This is a genomic window from Marinobacter lutaoensis, from assembly GCF_001981305.1.
Lineage (GTDB): Bacteria > Pseudomonadota > Gammaproteobacteria > Pseudomonadales > Oleiphilaceae > Marinobacter > Marinobacter lutaoensis.
The window spans coordinates 594,930-614,453 of sequence record NZ_MSCW01000007.1 but is presented as its reverse complement, the minus strand read 5'-3'; the positions used below and the strand labels follow the sequence as shown (position 1 = coordinate 614,453).

Annotated in this window: 19 protein-coding genes; 4 read left to right on the top strand and 15 right to left on the bottom strand. The window is 66.6% G+C overall.

Going from position 1 to position 19,524, the window contains the following annotated elements; all coding sequences use genetic code 11:
* The first annotated feature begins 40 nt into the window (after window positions 1–40).
* A complete protein-coding gene (locus BTO32_RS12510; protein WP_076725103.1) occupies window positions 41–3,793 on the top strand; it encodes a DUF1631 family protein in 3,753 nt (1,250 codons plus the stop codon).
* A gap of 18 nt (window positions 3,794–3,811) precedes the next feature.
* Window positions 3,812–4,678, top strand: coding sequence for a phosphoribulokinase (locus BTO32_RS12505; RefSeq protein WP_076724951.1), 867 nt, complete (start codon window positions 3,812–3,814; stop codon window positions 4,676–4,678).
* A gap of 1 nt (window position 4,679) precedes the next feature.
* Here the strand turns inward: BTO32_RS12505 and BTO32_RS12500 are convergent, their stop codons facing one another.
* The 4 genes from BTO32_RS12500 to BTO32_RS12485 all read right to left on the bottom strand — a co-directional run bounded on the left by BTO32_RS12500 (window position 4,680) and on the right by BTO32_RS12485 (window position 7,727).
* A complete protein-coding gene (locus BTO32_RS12500) occupies window positions 4,680–5,525 on the bottom strand; it encodes a pirin family protein (RefSeq protein WP_076724950.1) in 846 nt (281 codons plus the stop codon).
* A 22-nt stretch (window positions 5,526–5,547) separates the two neighbouring features.
* Window positions 5,548–6,150, bottom strand: a complete 603-nt coding sequence (locus BTO32_RS12495; protein ID WP_076724949.1) for an FMN-dependent NADH-azoreductase — start codon at window positions 6,148–6,150, stop codon at window positions 5,548–5,550.
* 148 nt (window positions 6,151–6,298) lie between these two features.
* The gene (gene speD / locus BTO32_RS12490) at window positions 6,299–7,090 is read right to left on the bottom strand and encodes an adenosylmethionine decarboxylase (RefSeq protein WP_076724948.1); all 792 of its coding nucleotides are present in this window, start codon (window positions 7,088–7,090) and stop codon (window positions 6,299–6,301) included.
* Between the two features lie 211 nt (window positions 7,091–7,301).
* Window positions 7,302–7,727: an OsmC family protein gene (locus tag BTO32_RS12485; RefSeq protein WP_076724947.1), complete on the bottom strand. Its 426-nt coding sequence runs from the start codon at window positions 7,725–7,727 to the stop codon at window positions 7,302–7,304.
* 236 nt (window positions 7,728–7,963) lie between these two features.
* Here BTO32_RS12485 and crp point away from each other — a divergent pair, with 236 nt between their 5' ends.
* Window positions 7,964–8,605, top strand: coding sequence for a cAMP-activated global transcriptional regulator CRP (gene crp, locus BTO32_RS12480; RefSeq protein WP_007153756.1), 642 nt, complete (start codon window positions 7,964–7,966; stop codon window positions 8,603–8,605).
* A gap of 79 nt (window positions 8,606–8,684) precedes the next feature.
* Here the strand turns inward: crp and BTO32_RS12475 are convergent, their stop codons facing one another.
* The 8 genes from BTO32_RS12475 to BTO32_RS12440 form a co-directional block, all read right to left on the bottom strand.
* Entirely contained in the window at window positions 8,685–9,569 is an 885-nt protein-coding gene (locus tag BTO32_RS12475; protein WP_245820325.1) for an alpha/beta fold hydrolase, read from the bottom strand.
* Between the two features lie 97 nt (window positions 9,570–9,666).
* The gene (gene modC, locus BTO32_RS12470; RefSeq protein WP_076724945.1) at window positions 9,667–10,749 is read right to left on the bottom strand and encodes a molybdenum ABC transporter ATP-binding protein; all 1,083 of its coding nucleotides are present in this window, start codon (window positions 10,747–10,749) and stop codon (window positions 9,667–9,669) included.
* Window positions 10,746–11,426 (bottom strand): molybdate ABC transporter permease subunit, encoded by a 681-nt coding sequence (modB, locus tag BTO32_RS12465; RefSeq protein ID WP_076724944.1) that lies wholly within the window; start codon window positions 11,424–11,426, stop codon window positions 10,746–10,748. Before modB ends, modC begins: the two co-directional genes overlap by 4 nt.
* Complete coding sequence (modA, locus tag BTO32_RS12460; RefSeq protein ID WP_084206841.1) at window positions 11,426–12,190, bottom strand: molybdate ABC transporter substrate-binding protein; 765 nt, start codon at window positions 12,188–12,190, stop codon at window positions 11,426–11,428. The genes modB and modA overlap by 1 nt, the downstream gene beginning before the upstream one ends.
* An 80-nt stretch (window positions 12,191–12,270) precedes the next feature.
* Window positions 12,271–12,636 (bottom strand): winged helix-turn-helix domain-containing protein, encoded by a 366-nt coding sequence (locus BTO32_RS12455; protein WP_076724943.1) that lies wholly within the window; start codon window positions 12,634–12,636, stop codon window positions 12,271–12,273.
* Between the two features lie 3 nt (window positions 12,637–12,639).
* Window positions 12,640–13,581, bottom strand: a complete 942-nt coding sequence (locus BTO32_RS12450) for an alpha/beta fold hydrolase (RefSeq protein WP_076724942.1) — start codon at window positions 13,579–13,581, stop codon at window positions 12,640–12,642.
* Window positions 13,547–14,533, bottom strand: a complete 987-nt coding sequence (locus BTO32_RS12445) for a sterol desaturase family protein (protein ID WP_076724941.1) — start codon at window positions 14,531–14,533, stop codon at window positions 13,547–13,549. The genes BTO32_RS12450 and BTO32_RS12445 overlap by 35 nt, the downstream gene beginning before the upstream one ends.
* A gap of 105 nt (window positions 14,534–14,638) precedes the next feature.
* Complete coding sequence (locus BTO32_RS12440; RefSeq protein WP_076725101.1) at window positions 14,639–15,376, bottom strand: glutathione S-transferase family protein; 738 nt, start codon at window positions 15,374–15,376, stop codon at window positions 14,639–14,641.
* Between the two features lie 124 nt (window positions 15,377–15,500).
* Between BTO32_RS12440 and BTO32_RS12435 the strand changes: the two genes are divergently transcribed.
* Complete coding sequence (locus BTO32_RS12435) at window positions 15,501–16,472, top strand: META domain-containing protein (protein WP_076724940.1); 972 nt, start codon at window positions 15,501–15,503, stop codon at window positions 16,470–16,472.
* On the opposite strand, the gene BTO32_RS12430 is transcribed toward BTO32_RS12435, so the two are convergent.
* From BTO32_RS12430 to BTO32_RS12420, 3 genes are all read right to left on the bottom strand, one after another.
* Window positions 16,445–17,275, bottom strand: coding sequence for a substrate-binding periplasmic protein (locus BTO32_RS12430; protein WP_076724939.1), 831 nt, complete (start codon window positions 17,273–17,275; stop codon window positions 16,445–16,447). The genes BTO32_RS12435 and BTO32_RS12430 overlap by 28 nt on opposite strands.
* 65 nt (window positions 17,276–17,340) lie before the next feature.
* The gene (locus BTO32_RS12425) at window positions 17,341–18,390 is read right to left on the bottom strand and encodes a quaternary amine ABC transporter ATP-binding protein (RefSeq protein ID WP_076724938.1); all 1,050 of its coding nucleotides are present in this window, start codon (window positions 18,388–18,390) and stop codon (window positions 17,341–17,343) included.
* Window positions 18,391–18,399: 9 nt separating this feature from the next.
* Entirely contained in the window at window positions 18,400–19,437 is a 1,038-nt protein-coding gene (locus tag BTO32_RS12420) for an ABC transporter permease (RefSeq protein WP_076724937.1), read from the bottom strand.
* Window positions 19,438–19,524: the final 87 nt, after the last annotated feature.

Below are 19,524 nucleotides of genomic sequence, written 5' to 3'. Positions count from 1 at the left end.
GGATGCGCCCGCGCCGGTAGTGCGAGAGATCAGGGTGTTCATGGATTCAAGAGAACGTCGAAGCAGTCCCCGCCAGCCCATCAAGCTTGCCGCCCAGATCGATCTGGGCACCGGCGAGACTTGGCCGTGCCAGATTGCCGATTTTTGCGCGGAAGGGCTGTTTGTCCGCTATTCCGCAGACACTTCCCGGAAGCTGGAGCAGGCTCTGGCCGTCGCGTCCCGCCCCGAATTCATCATCCGTTTCCGAAGCCTCGACGGTCACCAGCGCTATGAGCTGAGTGTCAGCTTGGCCCGCCGCATCGAGGGGGCCATGGGCGTGCATTTCACCCAACCCAATCCGGAGGCGGTGGCGGCCATGCTGCAGCAGTGTGGCGGCTCGCGCAACCTGGAGCGCGCCTCGCTGCGGGCGCCCAACGACCGCACCCAGTTCGTGCTGCACCAGTGCGCCAAGGCGATGGTCCAGTACATCGAACCGCTGATGGCGGCGGCCTTCCCGGCCATGGTCGAGGCCCTGAAACAGGCGGCCCACAAAGCGGCCAGCGACCAGCTGGCGAACGACTACATGGACGCCACGGGCCAGATCCAGAGTCGCCAGCGGGTGATCTGGCACCCGATGTCCCGGCATCTGGAGTCGCCGCTCAAGCCCGCTTCCCGGGGCTTCCCCGGTGCGGAGCTGTCGGTGGTGGACAAGGGCGAGTTCGAGGACTGGCTTACCCTGAGGGTCATGGTGACCAAGGCGGATACCCTGTACCGGGGTGACCTGCTGCAACTCAAGCTCCGGCTGGACAAGCTGGGGGTTGCCAACGCCACCGGCCACCACAACCCGCTCGGGCCGGCGCTGGTGTGCGAGGCCTTTCATGCCGGGCTGGGACAACTGAAACTGTCCCGCGAGGTCGAGAAGGTGTGCCTCAAGTCCTTCGAGCAGACTGTCCTGCAGCAGCTGGGGCCCCTCTACCAGGAGCTGAACAACATTCTGATCCGGCACGGAGTGCTGCCGGACCTGGACCTGAGCAAGTATCTGAGTGAAAAGTCGGTGAAGAAGGCGGAGTCGGAACCGGCCAATCCGCCGCCACCACGGCGTGAAGCACCCGAGCCGGCTTCCGAGGGCGTGACCGCACCGGCGGCGCCGGTGCGCCCGGCCGCCACCGACACCAGTGCCGCCGGCCAGGCCTTCCGGGGGTATGCTCAAGCGGCCCAGACCGCGTTCGCCACCGTCAGGAACCTGGTGTCCACCCTGACGGCCAGCCGTCGGGCCCGGGGTGACCAGGCGCCGGTGGCCTTCCCCGCCCATGCCCGTCCCCTGTCCACCGGCGAACTCCAGCGCGAGCTGCAGGAACTCCAGCTCCAGGCTGCCGAGGCGCCGGCCGCAGACGAGTCGCTGTTGCAGCGGGTGGTCGAGCGTGTGCGCGCCAGTGGTGACTACCGGCTCGACGAGGAGCAGCAGCAGACCCTGGACGTGGTCGACCGTTTCTTCAAGAGCGTGGTGGAAAGTCCGAAACTGAGCGACTACGCCCAGACCTTGATCCGGCAACTGGAGGTGCCGGTGCTGAAAGTGGTGATGCGCGACCCCTCCTTCTTCGACGACCAGGGCAGCCCCGTGCGGGGCGTCATGGACCGGCTGGCCCAACTCGGGGTCAAGGGCGGGCGGGTGAACCCGGTGGTCCGTCGTCGCGTGGAAGAGCTGATTCAGAAGATCGCCACCGAATTCCAGCAGGACACCGGGGTGTTCGAGCAGACGGTGGCGGAACTGGACACCCTGATCGACCGCCAGAACCTGGTCTACCGGCGCAATGTCGAGCGGGTGACCGCAGCGGCCGAGGGCGCCCAGAAAGTGGCCGAATCGAAGCAGGCGGTGGCTGAGGTGCTGGACCAGCGCCTGGCCGGGCGCCGGGTGCCCCGGGCCCTGTTGAGCCTGCTCGACGGCGGCTGGCGGGACCTGCTGTCTCTGACCTGGATCCGGCAGGGGCCGGACAGTCAGCTGTGGCAGGACTATTTGGCGGTCATCGACTCGCTGCTGACCTACGCGGACGACCCGGACAGCAACATCAACCTGCCGGAGTTGCTGCGGGTGATCCAGGATGGCCTGGCCTCGATTTCCAGCAACCACCTGCCATCGTCGCAGATTCGCGATGAGCTGAAACAGTTCCTGGTCCGGCGCCCGGACCAGACGCCGGAAATGGTGGAAATCCCCGCCGCCCGGCCCGAGGCCGACCCCAAGGCAAGCCTGTCGGAACGGGAGCAACGCAGCCTGCAGCGCTGGATGAACCGGGCCCAGCAGCTGCGCACCGGTGACTGGCTGCGTGACCAGGAAAATCCGGAGCAGCCCCAGTACATCCGCCTGGTATGGATTGCCCGGGGGTTCAGCCGCTTCGTGTTTGTGAACCATCAGGGCATGCGGGTGGTGGAGCTGGAGCTTGAACAGCTGGCCCGGCAGATGCGCAAGGGCATCATCGTGCCCGACAGCCAGTATGAGCGGCCGCTGGTGGACGAGAGCATCGACCGGATGGTGCGCAAGGTCTACGATCAGCTGTCCTGGGCTTCGACCCATGACGAGCTGACCGGCCTGCTGGGGCGGCGCGAGTTCGAGCGTATGCTGGACCAGCAGCTGGCCCGGCGGGAAGATGAACGGGCCCTGGTGCGACTGGATCTGCGGCGCTTCCGTATTCTTAACGACACCGCCGGCTATCAGGCCGGCGACGACGCCCTGAAACAGGTGGCGGACCTGCTGCGGACACACGTGGGGGACGGTATGCCGGTGGCGCGCCTGGCCGGCAATGAGTTTGCCATGCTGGTGCCGGCAGAAACCGCGCTGGACTCCGCGACCGGCCTGATTCAGGCCATCGAGGCCGCGCCGTTCCAGTTCGGTGGCCGGCGCTATCCGGTATCGGCCAGTGCCGGCGTGGTGCCGGCGTTCCCGGCCCTGGTCAACGCCGAGCGCTGGTTACGGGCCTCGGAACAGGCCCTGGCCCAGGCCAAGCAGCAGGGGCCCGGCAAGGTGGTGGCGTTCACCCCGGATGCCTCCGACCAGGCCCGGCAGGAGCAGATCGCGGCCCGGGTGGCCAGCCTCGGCGATCTGGACGAGGAGCGGATGCTTCTGCGCTGCCAGAAAATCATCCCGCTGCACCCGAAAACGGCGATGTCGCCCCAGTACGAAATCCTGATCAGCATGTACGACGATGCCGGCACTCTGATCACCGGCCACGATTTCGTCCGCATGGCGGAACGCTACGATCGGATGCAGGCGGTGGACCGTTGGGTGGTCGGGCACATGCTGGACTGGTTGCGCGAGCGGCGGCCGGACCCTAGGCACCTGGGGGGCGTGTGCATCAACATCTCCGGACACAGCCTGAACGATCAGGCGTTGCTGGAGTTCATCTACGAAAAACTGAGCGAGAAAACGGCACCGATTGAACGGCTCTGGTTCGGCCTGACCGAGGCTTCCGCCATCAGCGATCTCGACAGCGTTGCCGAGTTCATGGTTGAAATGAAGGAGCTGGGGTGCCGGTTCTGCCTCGGCAATTTCGGGGCCGGTCCCAACTCCTTCCACTTCATGCGGACGTTGCCGGTGGACCTGATCAAAATCGACAGTGCCTTCACCAACCAGCTGAACAGCAGCGAGACGGACCGGGCGGTGGTGCGTTCCATGGTGGACATGGCGCATTACATGAACCGGGAAGTCATCGCCTCCCAGGTTGAATCCCGTGAGGTTCTCGATATCCTGAGGCAATTGGGCGTGGACTACGCCCAGGGATTCGTGGTGGAAAAACCCCGCTCCCTCGACAGCCTTCTCTGAGTCTGGGATCAGCCCGTCATGTCAAAGCGTCATCCGATCATCGCGGTGACCGGCTCCAGTGGTGCCGGTACCACCACCACCGGCCACACCTTCAGCCGCCTGTTCGCCAGCGAAGGCATCAACGCCGCCATGGTCAGCGGCGACAGTTTTCACCGCTACAACCGGGAGCAGATGGCCCGCCTCGCCGCCAAGGGCCAGTTTGGCGAGCGCAACCACTTCGCCCTGGCCGCCAATCACATCGACAAGCTCGAAGCCCTGTTCTACGACTACAGCCACACCGGCAACGGCCGCTACCGTCAGTATGTCCACGACGAGGACGATGACCTCATCGCCGAGGGGCACAAGCCGGGCACCTTCACCCCCTGGGGGCCGTTGCCGGCGGACACCGACCTGCTGTTCTACGAGGGGCTGCACGGCGGCGTGATCAGCGATGCGTACAACATCGCCCAGTACGTCGACCTGCTCATCGGCGTGGTGCCGATCGTCAACCTGGAATGGATTCAAAAGATCCACCGGGATACCCACAAGCGCGGTTACAGCCAGGAAGCGGTGGTACAGACCATCATCAACCGGATGGAGGACTATGTGCACGACATCGTGCCCCAGTTCTCCCACACCCACATCAACTTCCAGCGGGTGCCGCTGGTGGACACCTCCAACCCGTTTGTGGTCCGAGACGTACCCAGCGAGGACGAGAGCATGGTGGTCATCTGCTTCCGGGACCCCACCGAGATCGACTTCGTGCGCCTGCTGCAACTGATCCCGGGCAGCCAGCTGTCCCGTCACGATACCCTGGTGATCCCCGGGCCCAAGATGGGGCTGGCGCTGGATCTGATCGTCCGCCCGATTATCCAGCGACTGCTGCTGCGGCGCGCCTACGCCTGAGCTAGCGGGCCAGGGTGCCGTCGCGGTAGTCGCGCAGGGCCTGCTGGATCTCCTCCTCGGTGTTCATCACAAACGGACCGTACTGCACCACCGGCTCCGCCAGCGGCCGGCCTGCCACCAGCAGCACCCGGGCGCCCGCGTCGCCGGCTGTCACGCTGACACGGTCGCCGGTGCCGAGCACACTGGCCGCGTGGCGAGCCAGGGGCGTTCCGGCCAGGTGAGCCTGCCCCTCGTACAGATAGAGGAAGGCGTTGTGGCCGGCGGGCACCGGCAGGTTCATCTGGCCGCCAGGGTGCAGGTCCAGGTCGGCGTAGAGGGGCTCGGTGCCGGGGCGTTGTATCGGGCCGCGGTGCGTCTGGCCGGCCAGGGCCAGGGTACCGGCAATGAGCCGGACCCGGCCGCCGTCAAGGGGGATCACCGGGATATCCTCCGGCTGCAGGTCCCGGTAGCCCGGCGCGGTCATCTTGTCCCGCGCCGGCAGGTTCAGCCAGAGCTGGAAGCCCCGCATCAGCCCCTCCTCCTGCTGGGGCATTTCCGAGTGGATGATACCGCGACCGGCGGTCATCCACTGGACGCCGCCGCTGCGCAGCTCGCCGCGGTTGCCCAGGTGATCCTCATGCAGCAGGTGGCCCTCGATCATGTAGGTGACCGTCTCGAAGCCCCGGTGCGGGTGGGGTGGAAAGCCGCCGATGTAGTCCGCCGCGTCCGCCGAGCCGAACTCGTCCAGCATCAGGAACGGATCCAGACGCGCCGACGGGCGTTGTCCCAGGGAACGGCGGATGCGGACGCCGGCGCCGTCGGAGGTTTCCCGGGCGATGATGGTGTGTGTGACGGCACGTTCTGCCATGGTGGACCTCCTGCCGGCCGGATCAGCCGATGACCTCGGCGATGTGCTGCCGGGCGCGTGCCAGGGCCTGGGATTTCTGTTCCTCGCCCATGTTCAGACCTTCGGCGTAGATGAAATGCAGGTCTTTCAGGCCCAGGAAGCCGAGGAAGGTGCGCAGGTACGGGGTTTGGGTGTCGTTCGGGGTGCCGGCGTAGAGGCCGCCGCGGGCCGCCAGGATGTAGACCGGTCGGTCTTCCAGCAGGCCGACCGGACCGTTCTCGGTGTACCGGAAGGTCACCCCGGCCCGGGCAATGTGGTCGAAATAAGCCTTGAGGGCCGAGGGAATGCCGAAATTGTACATGGGCACACCCAGCACCAGGATGTCGGCATCCCGGATTTCCTGGATCAGCGAATCTGAATAAGCGACCACCTGCTGCTGGTGGTTGTCCCGGTCCTCGGCGCCGGTCAGGAAGGCACCAAAGCGTCCGGCGTCCAAGTGCGGAACCGGCTCGGCGGCCAGGTCGCGGCGGGTGATGCGCAGTTCTCCGTGAACTTCTTGCAGCCGCGTCAGGGCCTGCTCGACCAGGTGCGAGGATTGACCGTCCTGGCCGTAGATGCTCGCGGTCACGACAAGAATGTGTTTCATGTTCGATATCTCCTGTGCAGAAACGATGACTGTCTGGGGAGATATTGAACTGCGACCGGAGTCAAGATGAAAACGGAGAATCTTGGAGGGATTGTTCAGATTTTTTGAAGGAACGCGGCCGCCCAGGCGGGCGGCCGGCGTTCACGGTTCAGGTGACGTTGCGGGAGTAGAAGATCTCCAGCATTTCCCGGCGCAGGCGATCCTCGATGGATTGCGCTTCACGCGGGTCCAGGTCGCTGGCGTTGACGCCGAACACGTAGTTGTCCAGCTTGAAGTCCTTGAGCATCATCTTGGTGTGGAACAGGTTTTCCTGGTACACGTTCACGTCGATCATCTGGTACGCGTTCTGCGTGTCCTCGGTCAGGTAGTTCTGAATCGAGTTGATGTCGTGATCGATGTAGTGCTTGGTGCCGTCCACGTCGCGGGTGAAGCCGCGCACCCGGTAGTCCACCGTGACCACGTCCGAATCGAAACTGTGGATCAGGTAGTTCAGGGCCTTGAGCGGGGAGATCAGGCCACAGGTGGAAACGTCGATGTCCGCCCGGAAGGTGCTCACGCCGTCGTGGGGGTGGCTTTCCGGATAGGTGTGCACCGTAACATGGCTCTTGTCCAGGTGCGCCACGATGGTGTCCGGCAGCGGGCCCGGGGACTCCTCGTTGTCGGCCTTGCCGTCGCTCACCTCGTGCTCGGCGATCAGCATGGTGACGGAGGCGCCATGGGGCTCGTAGTCCTGCCGGGCGATGTTGAGGATGTTGGCGCCGATGATCTTGACCACGTCGGTGAGGATCTGAGTCAGCCGCTCGGCGTTGTACATCTCGTCGATGTAGTCGATGTATGCCTTGCGTTGCTCTTCGGTCTGCGCGTAACAGATGTCGTAGATGTTGAAGCTCAGGGATTTGGTCAGGTTGTTGAAACCGTGAAGCTGGAGTTTGGTTTCCATGCTCAGCCCCTCTGGATTCTGGAGTTGGATGATCTGAGAGCCGGACGCTGTCCGCCCCGCCGAGGCCGCCACCGACGACTGACCAGGTTGTTCACCTTTTGCGCAGACCGGTGGATGAGGCGCGTATTATGCACATCGCGTATGGCGTTGAATAGTGCCTGCGATACATTTTGGCGGCCCCCGGCCGGCCGCGGCCGCGCCGGGCTCCCGACTAATCCTCCGCGTCGCGGATTTCAAAGCTGTGGCTGATCTCCACGCCGGCCTTTTCCAGCATGATGGAGGCGGAGCAGTACTTCTCCGCGGACAGGCTGACGGCACGCCGAACCTGGTTCTCCTTCAGGTTGCGGCCGGTCACCACGAAGTGCAGGTGGATCCGGGTGAACACCGCCGGCACGGCATCGGCCCGTTCCGCCTCCAGCTCGGCGTGACAGGCGGTCACCTCCTGCCGGCTCTTGCGGAGAATGCTCATGACGTCGAACGAGGAGCAGCCGCCCAGCCCCATCAGCAGCATTTCCATGGGCCGGGGGCCGAGGTTCTGGCCGCCGTGGTCGGGCGGGCCGTCCATCTGAACACTGTGGCCGCTGCCACTGGTGGCCCTGAAACTGGCGTTACCGGTCCAGTCGACGGTTGCTTTCATGGTGTCGCGATCTCCATGGCAAGGGGTTGGCGATATCGAAGGCGGATGCTAGCACAGAGGCGGGCGGGGCGGCAGCCGGTGTCCGGTCAAGGCCGGCGTGGTTTCCGGTTGCCGGATACCCACCTTCTTGCTATAAGTTGCCCTGTTTTTGAAGAAAAGTTAACGAACCCGCAAGGAAAGTGGGGTAAACAACAAGTATTCGGACCGTCAGCAGCTGAGGAGGCATGACCCGCACCATGGCCACTATCGTCAAGCCGGTTGAACAGAAGACCAAGCACCTGGACTATTTCCTGTCGCAGTGCCACCGTCGCCGCTACCCGGCCAAGAGCACCATCATTTACGCCGGCGACAAGAGCGATTCGTTGTTCTACATCGTCAAGGGATCGGTCACGGTCATCATCGAGGACGACGACGGGCGGGAAATGATCATGGCCTACCTCAACGCCGGGGACTTCTTCGGCGAAATGGGGCTGTTCGACAACATGGATTCCCGCAGCGCCTGGGTCAAGGCCAAGACCGAATGCGAGGTGGCTGAAATCAGCTACACCAAGTTCCGGGAAATTGCCCAGCAGGACCCGCGGGTCCTCTACTTCATCGGCGAGCAGATGGCCTCGCGCCTGCGCCAGACCACCCGTAAGGTGGGCGACTTGGCGTTTCTGGATGTGACCGGGCGGGTGGCCCGTACCCTGCTGGATCTGTGCAAGGAGCCGGATGCCATGACCCACCCGGATGGCATGCAGATCAAGATCACCCGGCAGGAGATCGGCCGGATCGTGGGCTGTTCCCGGGAGATGGTGGGCCGGGTGCTGAAGACCCTGGAAGACCAGGGACTGGTCCGGGTCAAGGGCAAAACCATGGTGGTGTACGGAACCCGCTGACCGGGGGCCGTGCCCGAACCGGTCGCCCGCCACAAAGGCCGCTGCTTGCAGCGGCCTTTTGCGTTCCGGTCCGGGGGCTTTACGGGTGGGCGGCGACGAACGCGCGGACCGACCGGCAGACCGCCTCCGGGTGGGTCAGTGGTGCCCAGTGGGGCGCGTCCAGTTCCTGGCGGGTCAGCTTGCCGGTCCAGCGTACCAGCGAGTCGGTCAGCGGCGGGCTGACGTAGGCGTCCTGGGTTGGCACGATCACCTGTACCGGGCAGTTGGCCCGGCGCGGCCGGGGCCGCAACAGCCTGGGCAGGACGTTGGCGCGGTAGAGCTTGACGCCGAACCGGCCGTCGGCTTTCTGGCTGGTGCGGTAACGGGCGTCGGCGATGCCCTCGTGCCGGCGCAGGTAGGCGGGCCAAAGGCGGTCCAGGCCGGCCAGCCAGATCAGCTCCGGCAACAGCGGCAGCTGAAACAGCAGCACGTACCAGGAGCGGCCCAGCTGACGCAGGAGCTGGGCGGTGCCGCCCTGGCCCGGGGCGCCCCCCAGCCGTTCCCGTAGCCAGTAACCAACGTGATCCAGGCAGGGGCCGGAGATGGCGGTGTAGGAGCGCAGGCGGGACGCCAGTTCCGGCGCGGTGGCCGACTCCCAGCTCTGGATGGCGCCCCAGTCATGGGCCACCAGATGAAAGGGGCGGCCGGGAATCAGGGTGTCCACCACGGCTCGCAGGTCCTGCGCCAGCAGCGCCAAGCGGTACTCCCGGGTTCGCCCGGGCTTGCCGGAGCGGCCGGCACCGCGGACATCGTAGCGGATCACCAGAAAGTCCCGGCTCAGGTCCGCGGCGACCCTGTCCCAGACCCGGTGGTTGTCGGGGTAGCCGTGCACCAGGACCAGGGGGGTCGCCCCCCGGGGGCCCTCGGCCACGGCGTGGATGTGCAGGTCACCGTTGGTGACCGGGTATTCTCGCGGCTTGTTCACGGGGCACCTTGTGCTGTTCCTCAATGGAGGCATCAGGCTAGCAGGTGCGGTACCCCGGGCGGGGCATCGGAACGGGCCAAATGCCGGTCCGCCGATGTCAGTCCACCAGCGCCACCGATTTGACTTGCATCCACACTCCCTGCCCGGGCCTGAGCCCGAGCTGGTGCACCGAACGGGTGGTCAGGCGCGACAGGAAGGGCGTGGCACCGACCCTCAGCCGGACCAGGCTGGTGCCGGGGCTGACGTCGGTTTCCACCCGCTCGATACGGGCGGGCAGCAGGTTCTGGATGCTTTGGTCCCGGTGTTCCTGCAGCGCCAGGCTGACGTCCCGGGCCAGCACCTGGACCCGGAGCCGGTCCCCCGGCCGCATGGGACCTTCATGCCGCAGCCAGAGCTGGCCCTGGCCGAAGTCGAACAGGGCCAGATGCCAGTGCTCATCCAGATGGCGGAGCCGGCCCTCCAGGATGACGCCGGCATCGTCGTCCAGACGGAACGGGGGGTCGGTGCGGGCCAGGGTCTCCTGCAGCGGGCCCTGGGCCACCACCCGGCCCCGGTCCATCATCACGAGATGGTCGGCAAGCCGGGCCACCTCGGCGGTGGCGTGTGAGACGTAGACCACCGGGATCGCCAGGGTATCCTTCAGCCGCTCCAGGTAGGGCAGAATCTCCTGCTTGCTGGCCCGGTCCAGGGCTGACAGTGGCTCATCCATCAGCAGCAGGCGCGGGCTGGTGAGCAGGGCCCGGGCAATGGCCACCCGCTGCCGTTCGCCTCCGGACAGGCCGGCGGGCATGCGTGACAGCAGGGCCTCCAGCCCCAGCCAGTGCACCGCGTCGTCGAATACGATCCGTCGCTGTCCGGCAGGGGTGCGCCGGTATCCGAATTCCAGGTTGCGGCGCACGGAAAGGTGAGGGAACAGGTGGGTTTCCTGGAACACATAGGCCAGGGCCCGTTGGTGCACGGGCTTGTGGAACCCGGCGGTTTGCCAGGGTTCGCCGAGCACGGTCATCTCACCCGGAGCCCGTTGCAGCCCCGCCATGCAGCGCAGCAGGGTGGTCTTGCCGCAGCCAGAATGGCCGAACAGCGCGGTGATTCCGGTGCCGGGCAGGGTCAAGTCCACGTCCAGCTCGAAACCGGGGTAGGCGTGCCGGAAACGTGCGTGAACGGTGTCCGGGCCGGTCATCGCAGGGCGCCCGTCCGGGCCCGGCCGTTGAGGGCGTACAGGCTGACCAGAACCAGGAAGGAAAAGGCCACCATGGCGCCGGCCAGCCCGTGAGCCTGGGCGTACTCCAGGGACTCCACGTGATCGTAGATGGCGACCGACAGAACCTTGGTTTCGCCGGGAATGTTGCCGCCGATCATCAGCACCACGCCGAACTCGCCGACGGTGTGCGCAAAGCCCAGGACCGCCGCAGTCAGGAAACCGTTGCGGGCCAGCGGCACCGCCACCAGCAGGAAACGCTCCCAAGGCGCGGCGCGCAGCGTCGCCGCGGCTTCCAGAAAACCCTCGCCCACCGCCTCGAAGGCGTTCTGCAACGGTTGCACCGCGAAGGGAAGGGAATAAATGACCGACGCCACCACCAGCCCCTCGAACGTGAACGGCAACAGGCCGAGCCCCAGCTCCCGGGTCAGCTGGCCGACCCAGCCGTCCGGCCCCATCACCAGCAACAGGTAGAAGCCCAGCACCGTAGGCGGCAGCACCAGGGGCAGCGCCACCACGGCCGCCACCGGCTGTCGCAGCCAGTGCCGGGAGCGGGCCAGCCACCACGCGATGGGGGTGCTCACCAGCAACAGCAGCACGGTGGTGACAGTGGCCAGACGCAGCGTCAGCCAGACCGGATCCCAGTCGGCGGCCAGCATCACGGTGCGACGTCGTAGCCGTACGAGCGGATGATGGCGAGCGCGGTTTCGCCCCGGAGCCACGCCAGCCAGGCGCTGGCGGCGTCCTTGTCCGCGCCCCGTGTCAGCAGGAGGGCCTGCTGCTCAATGGGGGCGTAGTACGCTTGGGGCACGGTCCACAGGGTGCCGTCGTTCGGCCAGGCCCGTACCTGGGACAGCGCGACGAAGCCGGCCTGGGCATTGCCGCTGGCAACGAACTGGAAGGCCTGGGCAATGGAATCCCCCCGCACCAGCCGGGGCTGCAGACGGGCCCAGAGCCCGAGATGTTCCAGCACCTGCTGCGCCGCCAGGCCGTAGGGGGCGGTTTTGGGATTGGCGATGGCCAGACGGGTAAAACGGGCCTCGGCCAGGTAATGCTCGGCATCGGTGAAGGTGCCCGGTTGCGGGCTCCACAGTGCCAGCTTGCCCCGGGCGTAGGTGAAGCGGCTACCCGCGACCGCCAGCGGGCTGTCCTCGAGCAACGCCGGCCGGCGGCCGTCGGCGGCCATGAAGACATCGAACGGGGCACCGTTCCGGATCTGCGCGTAGAGTTTGCCGGTGGAACCGAAGCTGGCGGTGACGGTGTGTCCGGTCTCCGCCTCGAACCGCTCGGCCAGGGCCCGGGTGGTATCGGTGAAGTTGGCCGCGACCGCGACGGCCACGTCGCCGGCGACGGCGGGGGTGACGGCCGGCAGCAGCAGGAGCAGGGCAAGGGAGCGAAGCAGGAGGGGCCGGGGCACGCGCATGGGAATTCCTTATATATAAATGTATATAACGATAGCGTGATACTAGGTGGCATCCGGAGGTTGCGCAAGCCGGGCGTGGTTCAGGTGTCGGTATCGGGCGCGTTATGGAAGGCGCTGGCCAGCAGCTCGAACTCCGGAAGCTCAAGCAGCCGCTGCTCCAGGCGCCGGTAGCGGGCTAGGGTGTCCTGGCCGAGCGCCGACAGCTGGGCGCCACCACCGCGTCTGCCGCCGGTGGCGGTCATGACCAGGGGCGACACGGCGCAGCGGTTCATGGTTTCCACCAGCAGCCAGGCGCGGCGGTAACTGAGGCCCATGGCCCGGGCGGCGGCGGAAATCGACCGGTGTTGGTCAATCAAAGCCAGAAGCTGTGCCTTGCCGGGGCCCATGGCGACCTCGTTGCCGACCTTGAGGCGCAGTCTGGGTTGGGGGATGCGGGTGTCGGGCATGACTCAGAGCGTGGGTTCCAACATCGCGGTGTCCGTGGTCTGGGGCAGGGTCCGGCACAGGCTCAACAGGTACGACCAGACCTCGTCTCGGTGGATTTCGTTGAGCATCTCATGCCGGCCGCCGTCGAACAACCGCAGCGTGACCCGTTCGATGCCGGCCTCCCGGATGGCCTGGAAATGGCGGCGGATGCCGCGGCCCATTTCCCCGACCGGATCGGCGGTGCCGGAGAACAGGTGTACCGGCAGGTCGCGGCGCCAGCGCACAGGCGCCAGGGTCAGCATACCGGCCAGGAAATCCTGCCACAGCCCGACGCTGCAGGCGAAGCCGCAAGCGGGGTCGGCCAGGTAACGGTCCACCTGGGCCGGGTCCCGGCTGAGCCAGTCCGCCTCGGTGCGGTTGGGGCGAAACCGGCGGTTGAACTGGCCGAAGGTCAGGTGCTGGATCAGCCGGCTGCGATGGCGTTGGCCGCGCAGCCGGCGAAGCACCCCGAGCAGGGCCAGGGCGGCCCGCAGCTGGGGCCGGTGGATGCGGTTGGTGGCGCTGAGAATGAGGGTGTCCAGTGTCTCGCCGTGGGCCTGGGCGTAACCCTGGGCGATGAACGAGCCCATGCTGTGCCCGAGCAGGTTGACAGGGCGGCCGGGGACGCGGGCGCGGGCTTCGGTGATGACCTGGCCCAGGTCGGCCAGGACCTTGCGCCAGCCGTCCCGGTCGGCGTAGTGGCCCAGGTCTCGGGCCGGGCCGTCGGGGTCATGGCCCCGGTGGTGATAGGTGATCACCGCGAGGCCCCGCGCCGCGAGCCAGCGGGCCAGCTCCGCGTATCGGCCGCCGTGTTCGGCCATGCCGTGGCTGATGACCAGCACCGCCGTCGGCGCCGGAGGCGCGTAGAGGGTGCCGGTGATGGGGTGGCCGTCAGCGGCGCTCAGTGTCAGCGGGTATTCGTTCATGGCCCGTGCCCGGTGTCCTTGCTGTGTTATCGGTTGCCGGGCGTTGCCACTCCGGCGGTTTCCACAGGTGTCCGAGTCGAGACCATACGCTGCCGGGGCGGCTCATGTCCCGGAACAGGTCCACGTATTCGTGTGTCCACAGCACCAGCAGGTTATTGGAGGGCACCGGCCGGGTGATGCCGTATTCCGGCGGTGCGTTCTCGTCCTCGTCGACGAAGCTGCCGAACAGCCGGTCCCAGAGGATCAGGATGCCGCCGTAGTTGCGATCGATGTAGCCAGGGTTGCGGCCGTGGTGGACCCGGTGGTGGCTGGGGGTGTTGAACAGCCATTCCAGCCAGGGAGGCAGGCGGCCCACCAGGGTGGTGTGGATGAAGAACTGATACACCAGAGAGCCGGCATAGGCGACGCCGATCCATACTGGGTTCAGCCCCAGCCAGGCCAGGGGCAGATAGAACAGCCAGTTGCCGTTGAAAATGTTGGTGGCGTTCTGACGCATGGCGGTGGAAAAGTTCATCCGTTCGGAGGAGTGGTGCACCACGTGGGCGGCCCAGAACCAGCGCATCCGGTGGCTGGCCCGGTGCATCCAGTAGAAGCAGACGTCCACACCGAGGAAGGTCAGGGCGGCGGTTGTCCAGTTCAGCTCCGGGTCGAACAGCCGGTGGTGGTAGCACAGGGCATAGACCGGGAAGGCGAGGACGCCGGCGAACAGCAGCTCGGTGAGCTGGTAGCCGGCTCCCAGGGCAAAGTTCCGCACCGCCTCGCGCGGGTCCATGCGCCGTGGGTCGTGCCGGATTTTGCCGTATTCCCAAAGGGTGACGGCGATGAACACGGGGGTGGCCACCACGAAGATCAGCTGGCGCTCGTCCAGCGCCAGCCAGGGGGCCAGGGTGTGCCAGAGGGGCAGCAGGCCGCTGTGTTCCAGCACGGCCTGCATCATGTCGATCAGCGCCATGAGCGATCCTGATGTTGTTTTTGTCGTGGCTGTCATGATCGCACGGCCGGAGCCGGGACGAGTGTCCCTTCGCGCCAGCCCGGTTGGCGGTTTGCGCCACCGCCCTCAGCGATGGCGACGATAGAGATCGGCAATGGGGTCGAGCTGGGGCTGCCACTGGGCCAGCTGGGTCTGCATCTCCTTCGGCAGGCGTTGGCGCCGCGGCCAGGGCACCGGGTACTGCGGAGGCAGGAACAGCGGAGCCAGCAATGCTCCGGCGGTCAGGTCGGCCCGGGAGAAACGGTCACCGGCCAGGTAGGGCGGGTCGGCCAGGGCGCGGGACAGGTCGTCGAGCGCGCAGGTGAGCGTCTGGGCGGCGGCCTCGGCCGTGCGGGCGTTGATTTTCATCCACTGGCGCATGGCTTCGTCCACCCGGCTGAAGGCAAGGCTGAGCAGAATCCGGTTGTAGAAGGGTGTCCCGGCGGCCAGCATCGGTACCATCAGCTTGGGCCGCTGCAGCAGATAGTGGTAGGACCAAGTCCGTACCGCCGGCCCGACCTCCTCGTCCAGGCGCTGCTCCCAGCGTTGCGCCATCGCCCGGGCCGCCGGGTCGGCGGGGGTCAGCGGTTGTTCCGGGAAGGTGGCGTCGAGATAGTCGAGGATGGCGGCGGAGCCCTGGATGATCTCGCCGTCGTGCTCCAGCACCGGCACCGAGCTGCTCTGGCCGGTGAGCTTGCGGATAGTGGCCATGTGCTGGCCCGGCAGCAGGTTTACCGGCTGGTAGCGGATGCCCTTGTGGTCCAGGGCCCAGCGGACCTTTTCGCTGTAATGGGAGATGGCAAACTGGTAGAGCCGCACGGTCATGGTGTCATCCTCGTGGTCCGACGAAACCGCTACCATACCCGGGATTGGTCATGGGCTGAAGCATGGTCTTGGCCGGCCTGTCGGCCTACAATGACGGCCCAGTTCACGGATCAAGGGAAAGATCATGAGTGTACGACGCTTTGCAGGGATGCCCGTCGTGGTCCTCTGCGGACTGATGTCTGCCTGCGCCACCGGCCCCGGTGCCGGCTCCGTGCCCGCGTCCACCTACCAGTGCGGACAATTGACGCTCTCGGTGGCGGAAACCGGCGACAACGGCCTGCTCGGGCTGGATTACCCGGGGCACCGGGTGCTGCTCAAGCCTGTGGTGAGTGCTTCCGGGGCCCGGTACCGGGCGCCGGGGGACGACAGCACCTGGTTCTGGAGCCGGGGCGACCGGGCAACACTGAGCCTGGGCGGCGAACGCTACCCGGAATGCCTGGTGCCGGGAGCCATCGAGCAGCCGTTTTCCGGCCACGGCAACGAACCTTTCTGGCAGGTTCGGGTGACGCCCGGGGAGCTGCACCTGCGGCGCCCGTTCGAACCCGAGAGCGGGGCCGACACTTTCACCATCGACACCGTGACCGCCAATCACCACGGCCAGACCCTGGTTGCCGGCGGCGGCACCGTGCGGCTGACCATCGCCCGCCAGCTGTGCGAGGACTCCATGTCCGGCGCCCAGTACCCGGCGCAGGTCCGGCTGCAGCTGGACGGCGAGGTGCTGGAAGGGTGCGGCGGCGACCCCGAGCGGTTGCTGCGGGGCGCGGAATGGCAGGTCACCGACCTGGCCGGCACCGGCATGCTCGAGCGCTCCCGGGTGACCCTGGCGTTCCTGTCGGGCGGGCGCCTGGCGGGGCAGGCCTCCTGCAACCGGTTCACCGGGCGCTACCAGCTGACGGGCGAAGGCCTGGCGGTGGACTCGCTGGCCACCACCCGCATGGCCTGCGCCCCGGCACTGATGCACCAGGAGCAGCATTTTCTCGAACGGCTGACGGCGGTCCGTTACGCCCGGATCGACCGACAGGGACGGCTGCGCCTGGAAGGCCCCGGTGGTGAGGCGATCACGGCGGTTCAGGGGGCGGGCCAGGTGACGCCGTAGCCATCCAGGATCCGCGCCAGCCGCCCGGACGCGCGCAGCTCGCGGATGCCGTCGGAAAGAAGGCGGGCGTACTCCCGCGAGCGGGGATTGGCGGGGGAAAAGGCGATGTAGATGGGGGCCTCCGCCAGGCCGCCGGCGACACGGAGCTCAAGCCCCGGCAGCTCGTTGGCGAGGGTCCAGCGCATGACGTCCCGATCCTCCGGCAGCACATCGGCCCGGCCCTCAAGCACCAGCCGGATGGCCCGGTCCAGGGGCGAGGGGCCGGACAGCACCCAGACCCGGCCGTTCTCATCCTGATGGTCGCGGATGTAGGTGTCCAGCTCGGCGGAGTAGGAATAGCCGTTCAGAACCACCAGTACCCGGTCCGCGAGGGAGTCGGTACCGGCGTAGCGCCAGAGGCTGTCGGGGCGGGTGAACAGGTCGATGCGGGAGTAGCCGGCCGGCTCCTCCGGGAACACGAACGCCGGCGCGTCGCCGACGAAGGCCCCCACCACCCCGTCCACCTTGCCGTACTGGGCCAGCTGCAGCGACCGGGCCCAGCTGATGTTCTGGTAGTCCACGGTCATGCCCGCCGCGCCGAACACCGCCCGGGCGATGTCGATCATGTAGCCCTCGGGGGTGGCGCCGGCGACGCAGTTGTGGGGGCACCAGGGGTCGGCGGCGAGCACGATCCGGGCCTGGGCCGGGACCGTGTCCGCAGCCACGGCTGCCGCCTCGGTGGTCCGTGTCCCGGGCTCCGGCGGCTCCTCGGAGGAGCAGGCCGCGAGCCACAGGATCAGTGTCAGCAATAGCCCCTTGCGCATAGCCAGCTCCGGCGCCCCGCGTCCTGGTGTGCTCCTTACAGCATAGACGCTCGGGCGTCGGGGGCCTAGGTGTGTCGATGGCCGGACGCCGCCGTGGGGACCAGGGCCCGGGTCAGGTCGGTCATCGCCAGTGCGCCGACTTGGCGCCCGTCGCGCACCACCCGGAACACCCGGGCGGTGTCGCCTCCGGAGCGGGCCAGCACTGTTTCCAGGTTGTCGCTTTCGGCCAGGTCGCCGGCGTAGGGGGCGTCCGGATCGAACTCGGTGGTCATCACCGAACGCACCCGCAGTACCCGGGCTCGGTTGATGTCGGCGATGAAGTCGACGATGTACGGGTCGCCGGGGTTCAGCAGAATGTGCTGAGGGTCGCCCTGCTGGACCACTTCGCCGTCCTTGAGAATCACCAGGTGGTCCGCCAGTTTCAGAGCCTCGTCCAGGTCGTGGGTGATGAACACAATGGTCTTCTTCAGCTCCGCCTGGAGCTCCAGCAACAGGTCCTGCATGTCCGAGCGGATCAACGGGTCCAGCGCCGAGAACGCCTCGTCCAGCAGCATGATCGGCGCGTTGGACACCAGCGCCCGGGCGATCCCGACCCGCTGCTGCATGCCGCCGGACAGCTGGTGCGGGTACTGGTTTTCCTGGCCTTCCAGGCCGACCCGGGCCAGCCATCGGCGGGCTTCCTGCTCGTAGTCGTCCAGTTTCCGGCCGCGCACGTCCATCGCCATGCCGGCGTTTTCCAGCACCGTCCGGTGTGGCAGCAACGCGAATTTCTGGAACACCATGGACATGGTTTCCCGGCGCAGCTGGCGCAGTTCCGCCTCGTTCAGCGCCAGCACGTCGCGGCCATCGACCCGGATTTCGCCGGCGGTGGGCTCGATCAGCCGGTTCAGGTGGCGGATCAGGGTGGACTTGCCGGAACCGGACAGGCCCATGATCACGGTGATGTCACCCTCGCGGATATCGATGTTGATGTCCCGCAGTCCCAGCACATGGTTCTGTCGCTCCAACAACTCCGCCTTGCCCATGCCCCGGCGGACGTACTCCAGGGCCACGTCAGGCTCCTTGCCGAAGATCTTGTACAGGTTACGGATGGAAATTTTTACCTCTTGGCTCACGGTCCGACCTCATGGCTTCTGTGCGGCGTTGATACGGTTCAGGGAGGCTTTGGTGACCCGGTCCAGAATCACCGCCAGGATGACGATGCCAAGGCCGGAGACCAGGCCGACGCCCAGTTCCAGGTTGCGGATACCACGCAGCACCAGCACGCCCAGGCCCGGTGCCGACACCAGCGAGGCGATCACCACCATGGCCAGGCTCATCATGATGGTCTGGTTGACCCCTGCCATGATGTTGGGCAGGGCCAGCGGGATCTGGACCTTGAACAGTTTCTGTCGGGGCGTCATGCCGAACGCATCGGCGGCTTCGATCACATCCTTGTCCACCAGCCGGATGCCGAGGTCGGTGAGGCGGATCACCGGCACGATGGCGTAGAGGATGATGGCGATGCCGTAGAGCTTGGACTCGGTGACACTGAACAGGAAGATCAGCGGAATCAGATACACGAACGGCGGCAGGGTCTGGAGCATGTCCAGCACCGGCAGGGTCAGGCGCTGCATCAGGTCGCTGCGGGACATGGCGATGCCGATCGGCACGCCCAGCAGCACGCACAGAAAGGCGCACACGAAGATGATGGCCAGGGTCTGCATGGCGTAGTCGTAATGGTCGATGAACGCCAGCAGCAGCACGCTCAGGGCCACGAAGCCCACCAGCCGCCAGGATCGGGTCACCAGGTAGACCACCGCCAGCAGCAGCGGCATGACCAGCCACCAGGGGGTGTTGAGCATGACGTAGAGGGCGCCGTCCAGGAACCAGCTCAAGGGCTGGGTAATGGGGTCGAGCACCACGCTGAGGCTGTCCTTGATGTTGAGAAAACCTTCCTCCAGCCCCTTGGTCAGCTCCCGGGATTGGGGAAACGCCGGGCAGGCTTCGTTCAGAGCATCCATGGAAGGGAAGGGCAGGTCCCAGACCGAGCCGGGTGCGTCGGCCTCATCGCCCCGAGCCCGAGCCAGCAGCTGGGCCATGGACATGGGCGCGGTGCTCTTGCCCTCGGAGCACCAGTCCTCCAGGCCGAGGGAGGAAAACAAAAAGTCGTAGGTTGCCATGGGTTATCAGGTTCCTGTGCGAGGTTACGCCAGGTGAATGGACAGCGGACAGGGTTGGCGGCACCGGGCCTCGGGCCCGGTGCCGGT

Coding starts and splice junctions, on each gene's coding strand:
- modB (WP_076724944.1), bottom strand. CDS start 11,426: ATGCTGGCCGCCGACTGGGATCCGGTCTGGCTGACGCTGCGTCTGGCC.
- speD (WP_076724948.1), bottom strand. CDS start 7,090: ATGGAAACCAAACTCCAGCTTCACGGTTTCAACAACCTGACCAAATCC.
- BTO32_RS12485 (WP_076724947.1), bottom strand. CDS start 7,727: ATGAAAGCAACCGTCGACTGGACCGGTAACGCCAGTTTCAGGGCCACC.
- BTO32_RS12440 (WP_076725101.1), bottom strand. CDS start 15,376: ATGACCGTGCGGCTCTACCAGTTTGCCATCTCCCATTACAGCGAAAAG.
- BTO32_RS12455 (WP_076724943.1), bottom strand. CDS start 12,636: ATGCCCGACACCCGCATCCCCCAACCCAGACTGCGCCTCAAGGTCGGC.
- BTO32_RS12420 (WP_076724937.1), bottom strand. CDS start 19,437: ATGGCAACCTACGACTTTTTGTTTTCCTCCCTCGGCCTGGAGGACTGG.
- BTO32_RS12505 (WP_076724951.1), top strand. CDS start 3,812: ATGTCAAAGCGTCATCCGATCATCGCGGTGACCGGCTCCAGTGGTGCC.
- modA (WP_084206841.1), bottom strand. CDS start 12,190: ATGCGCGTGCCCCGGCCCCTCCTGCTTCGCTCCCTTGCCCTGCTCCTG.
- BTO32_RS12495 (WP_076724949.1), bottom strand. CDS start 6,150: ATGAAACACATTCTTGTCGTGACCGCGAGCATCTACGGCCAGGACGGT.
- BTO32_RS12445 (WP_076724941.1), bottom strand. CDS start 14,533: ATGGCGCTGATCGACATGATGCAGGCCGTGCTGGAACACAGCGGCCTG.
- BTO32_RS12430 (WP_076724939.1), bottom strand. CDS start 17,275: ATGCGCAAGGGGCTATTGCTGACACTGATCCTGTGGCTCGCGGCCTGC.
- BTO32_RS12435 (WP_076724940.1), top strand. CDS start 15,501: ATGAGTGTACGACGCTTTGCAGGGATGCCCGTCGTGGTCCTCTGCGGA.
- modC (WP_076724945.1), bottom strand. CDS start 10,749: ATGACCGGCCCGGACACCGTTCACGCACGTTTCCGGCACGCCTACCCC.
- BTO32_RS12450 (WP_076724942.1), bottom strand. CDS start 13,581: ATGAACGAATACCCGCTGACACTGAGCGCCGCTGACGGCCACCCCATC.
- crp (WP_007153756.1), top strand. CDS start 7,964: ATGGCCACTATCGTCAAGCCGGTTGAACAGAAGACCAAGCACCTGGAC.
- BTO32_RS12510 (WP_076725103.1), top strand. CDS start 41: ATGGATTCAAGAGAACGTCGAAGCAGTCCCCGCCAGCCCATCAAGCTT.
- BTO32_RS12500 (WP_076724950.1), bottom strand. CDS start 5,525: ATGGCAGAACGTGCCGTCACACACACCATCATCGCCCGGGAAACCTCC.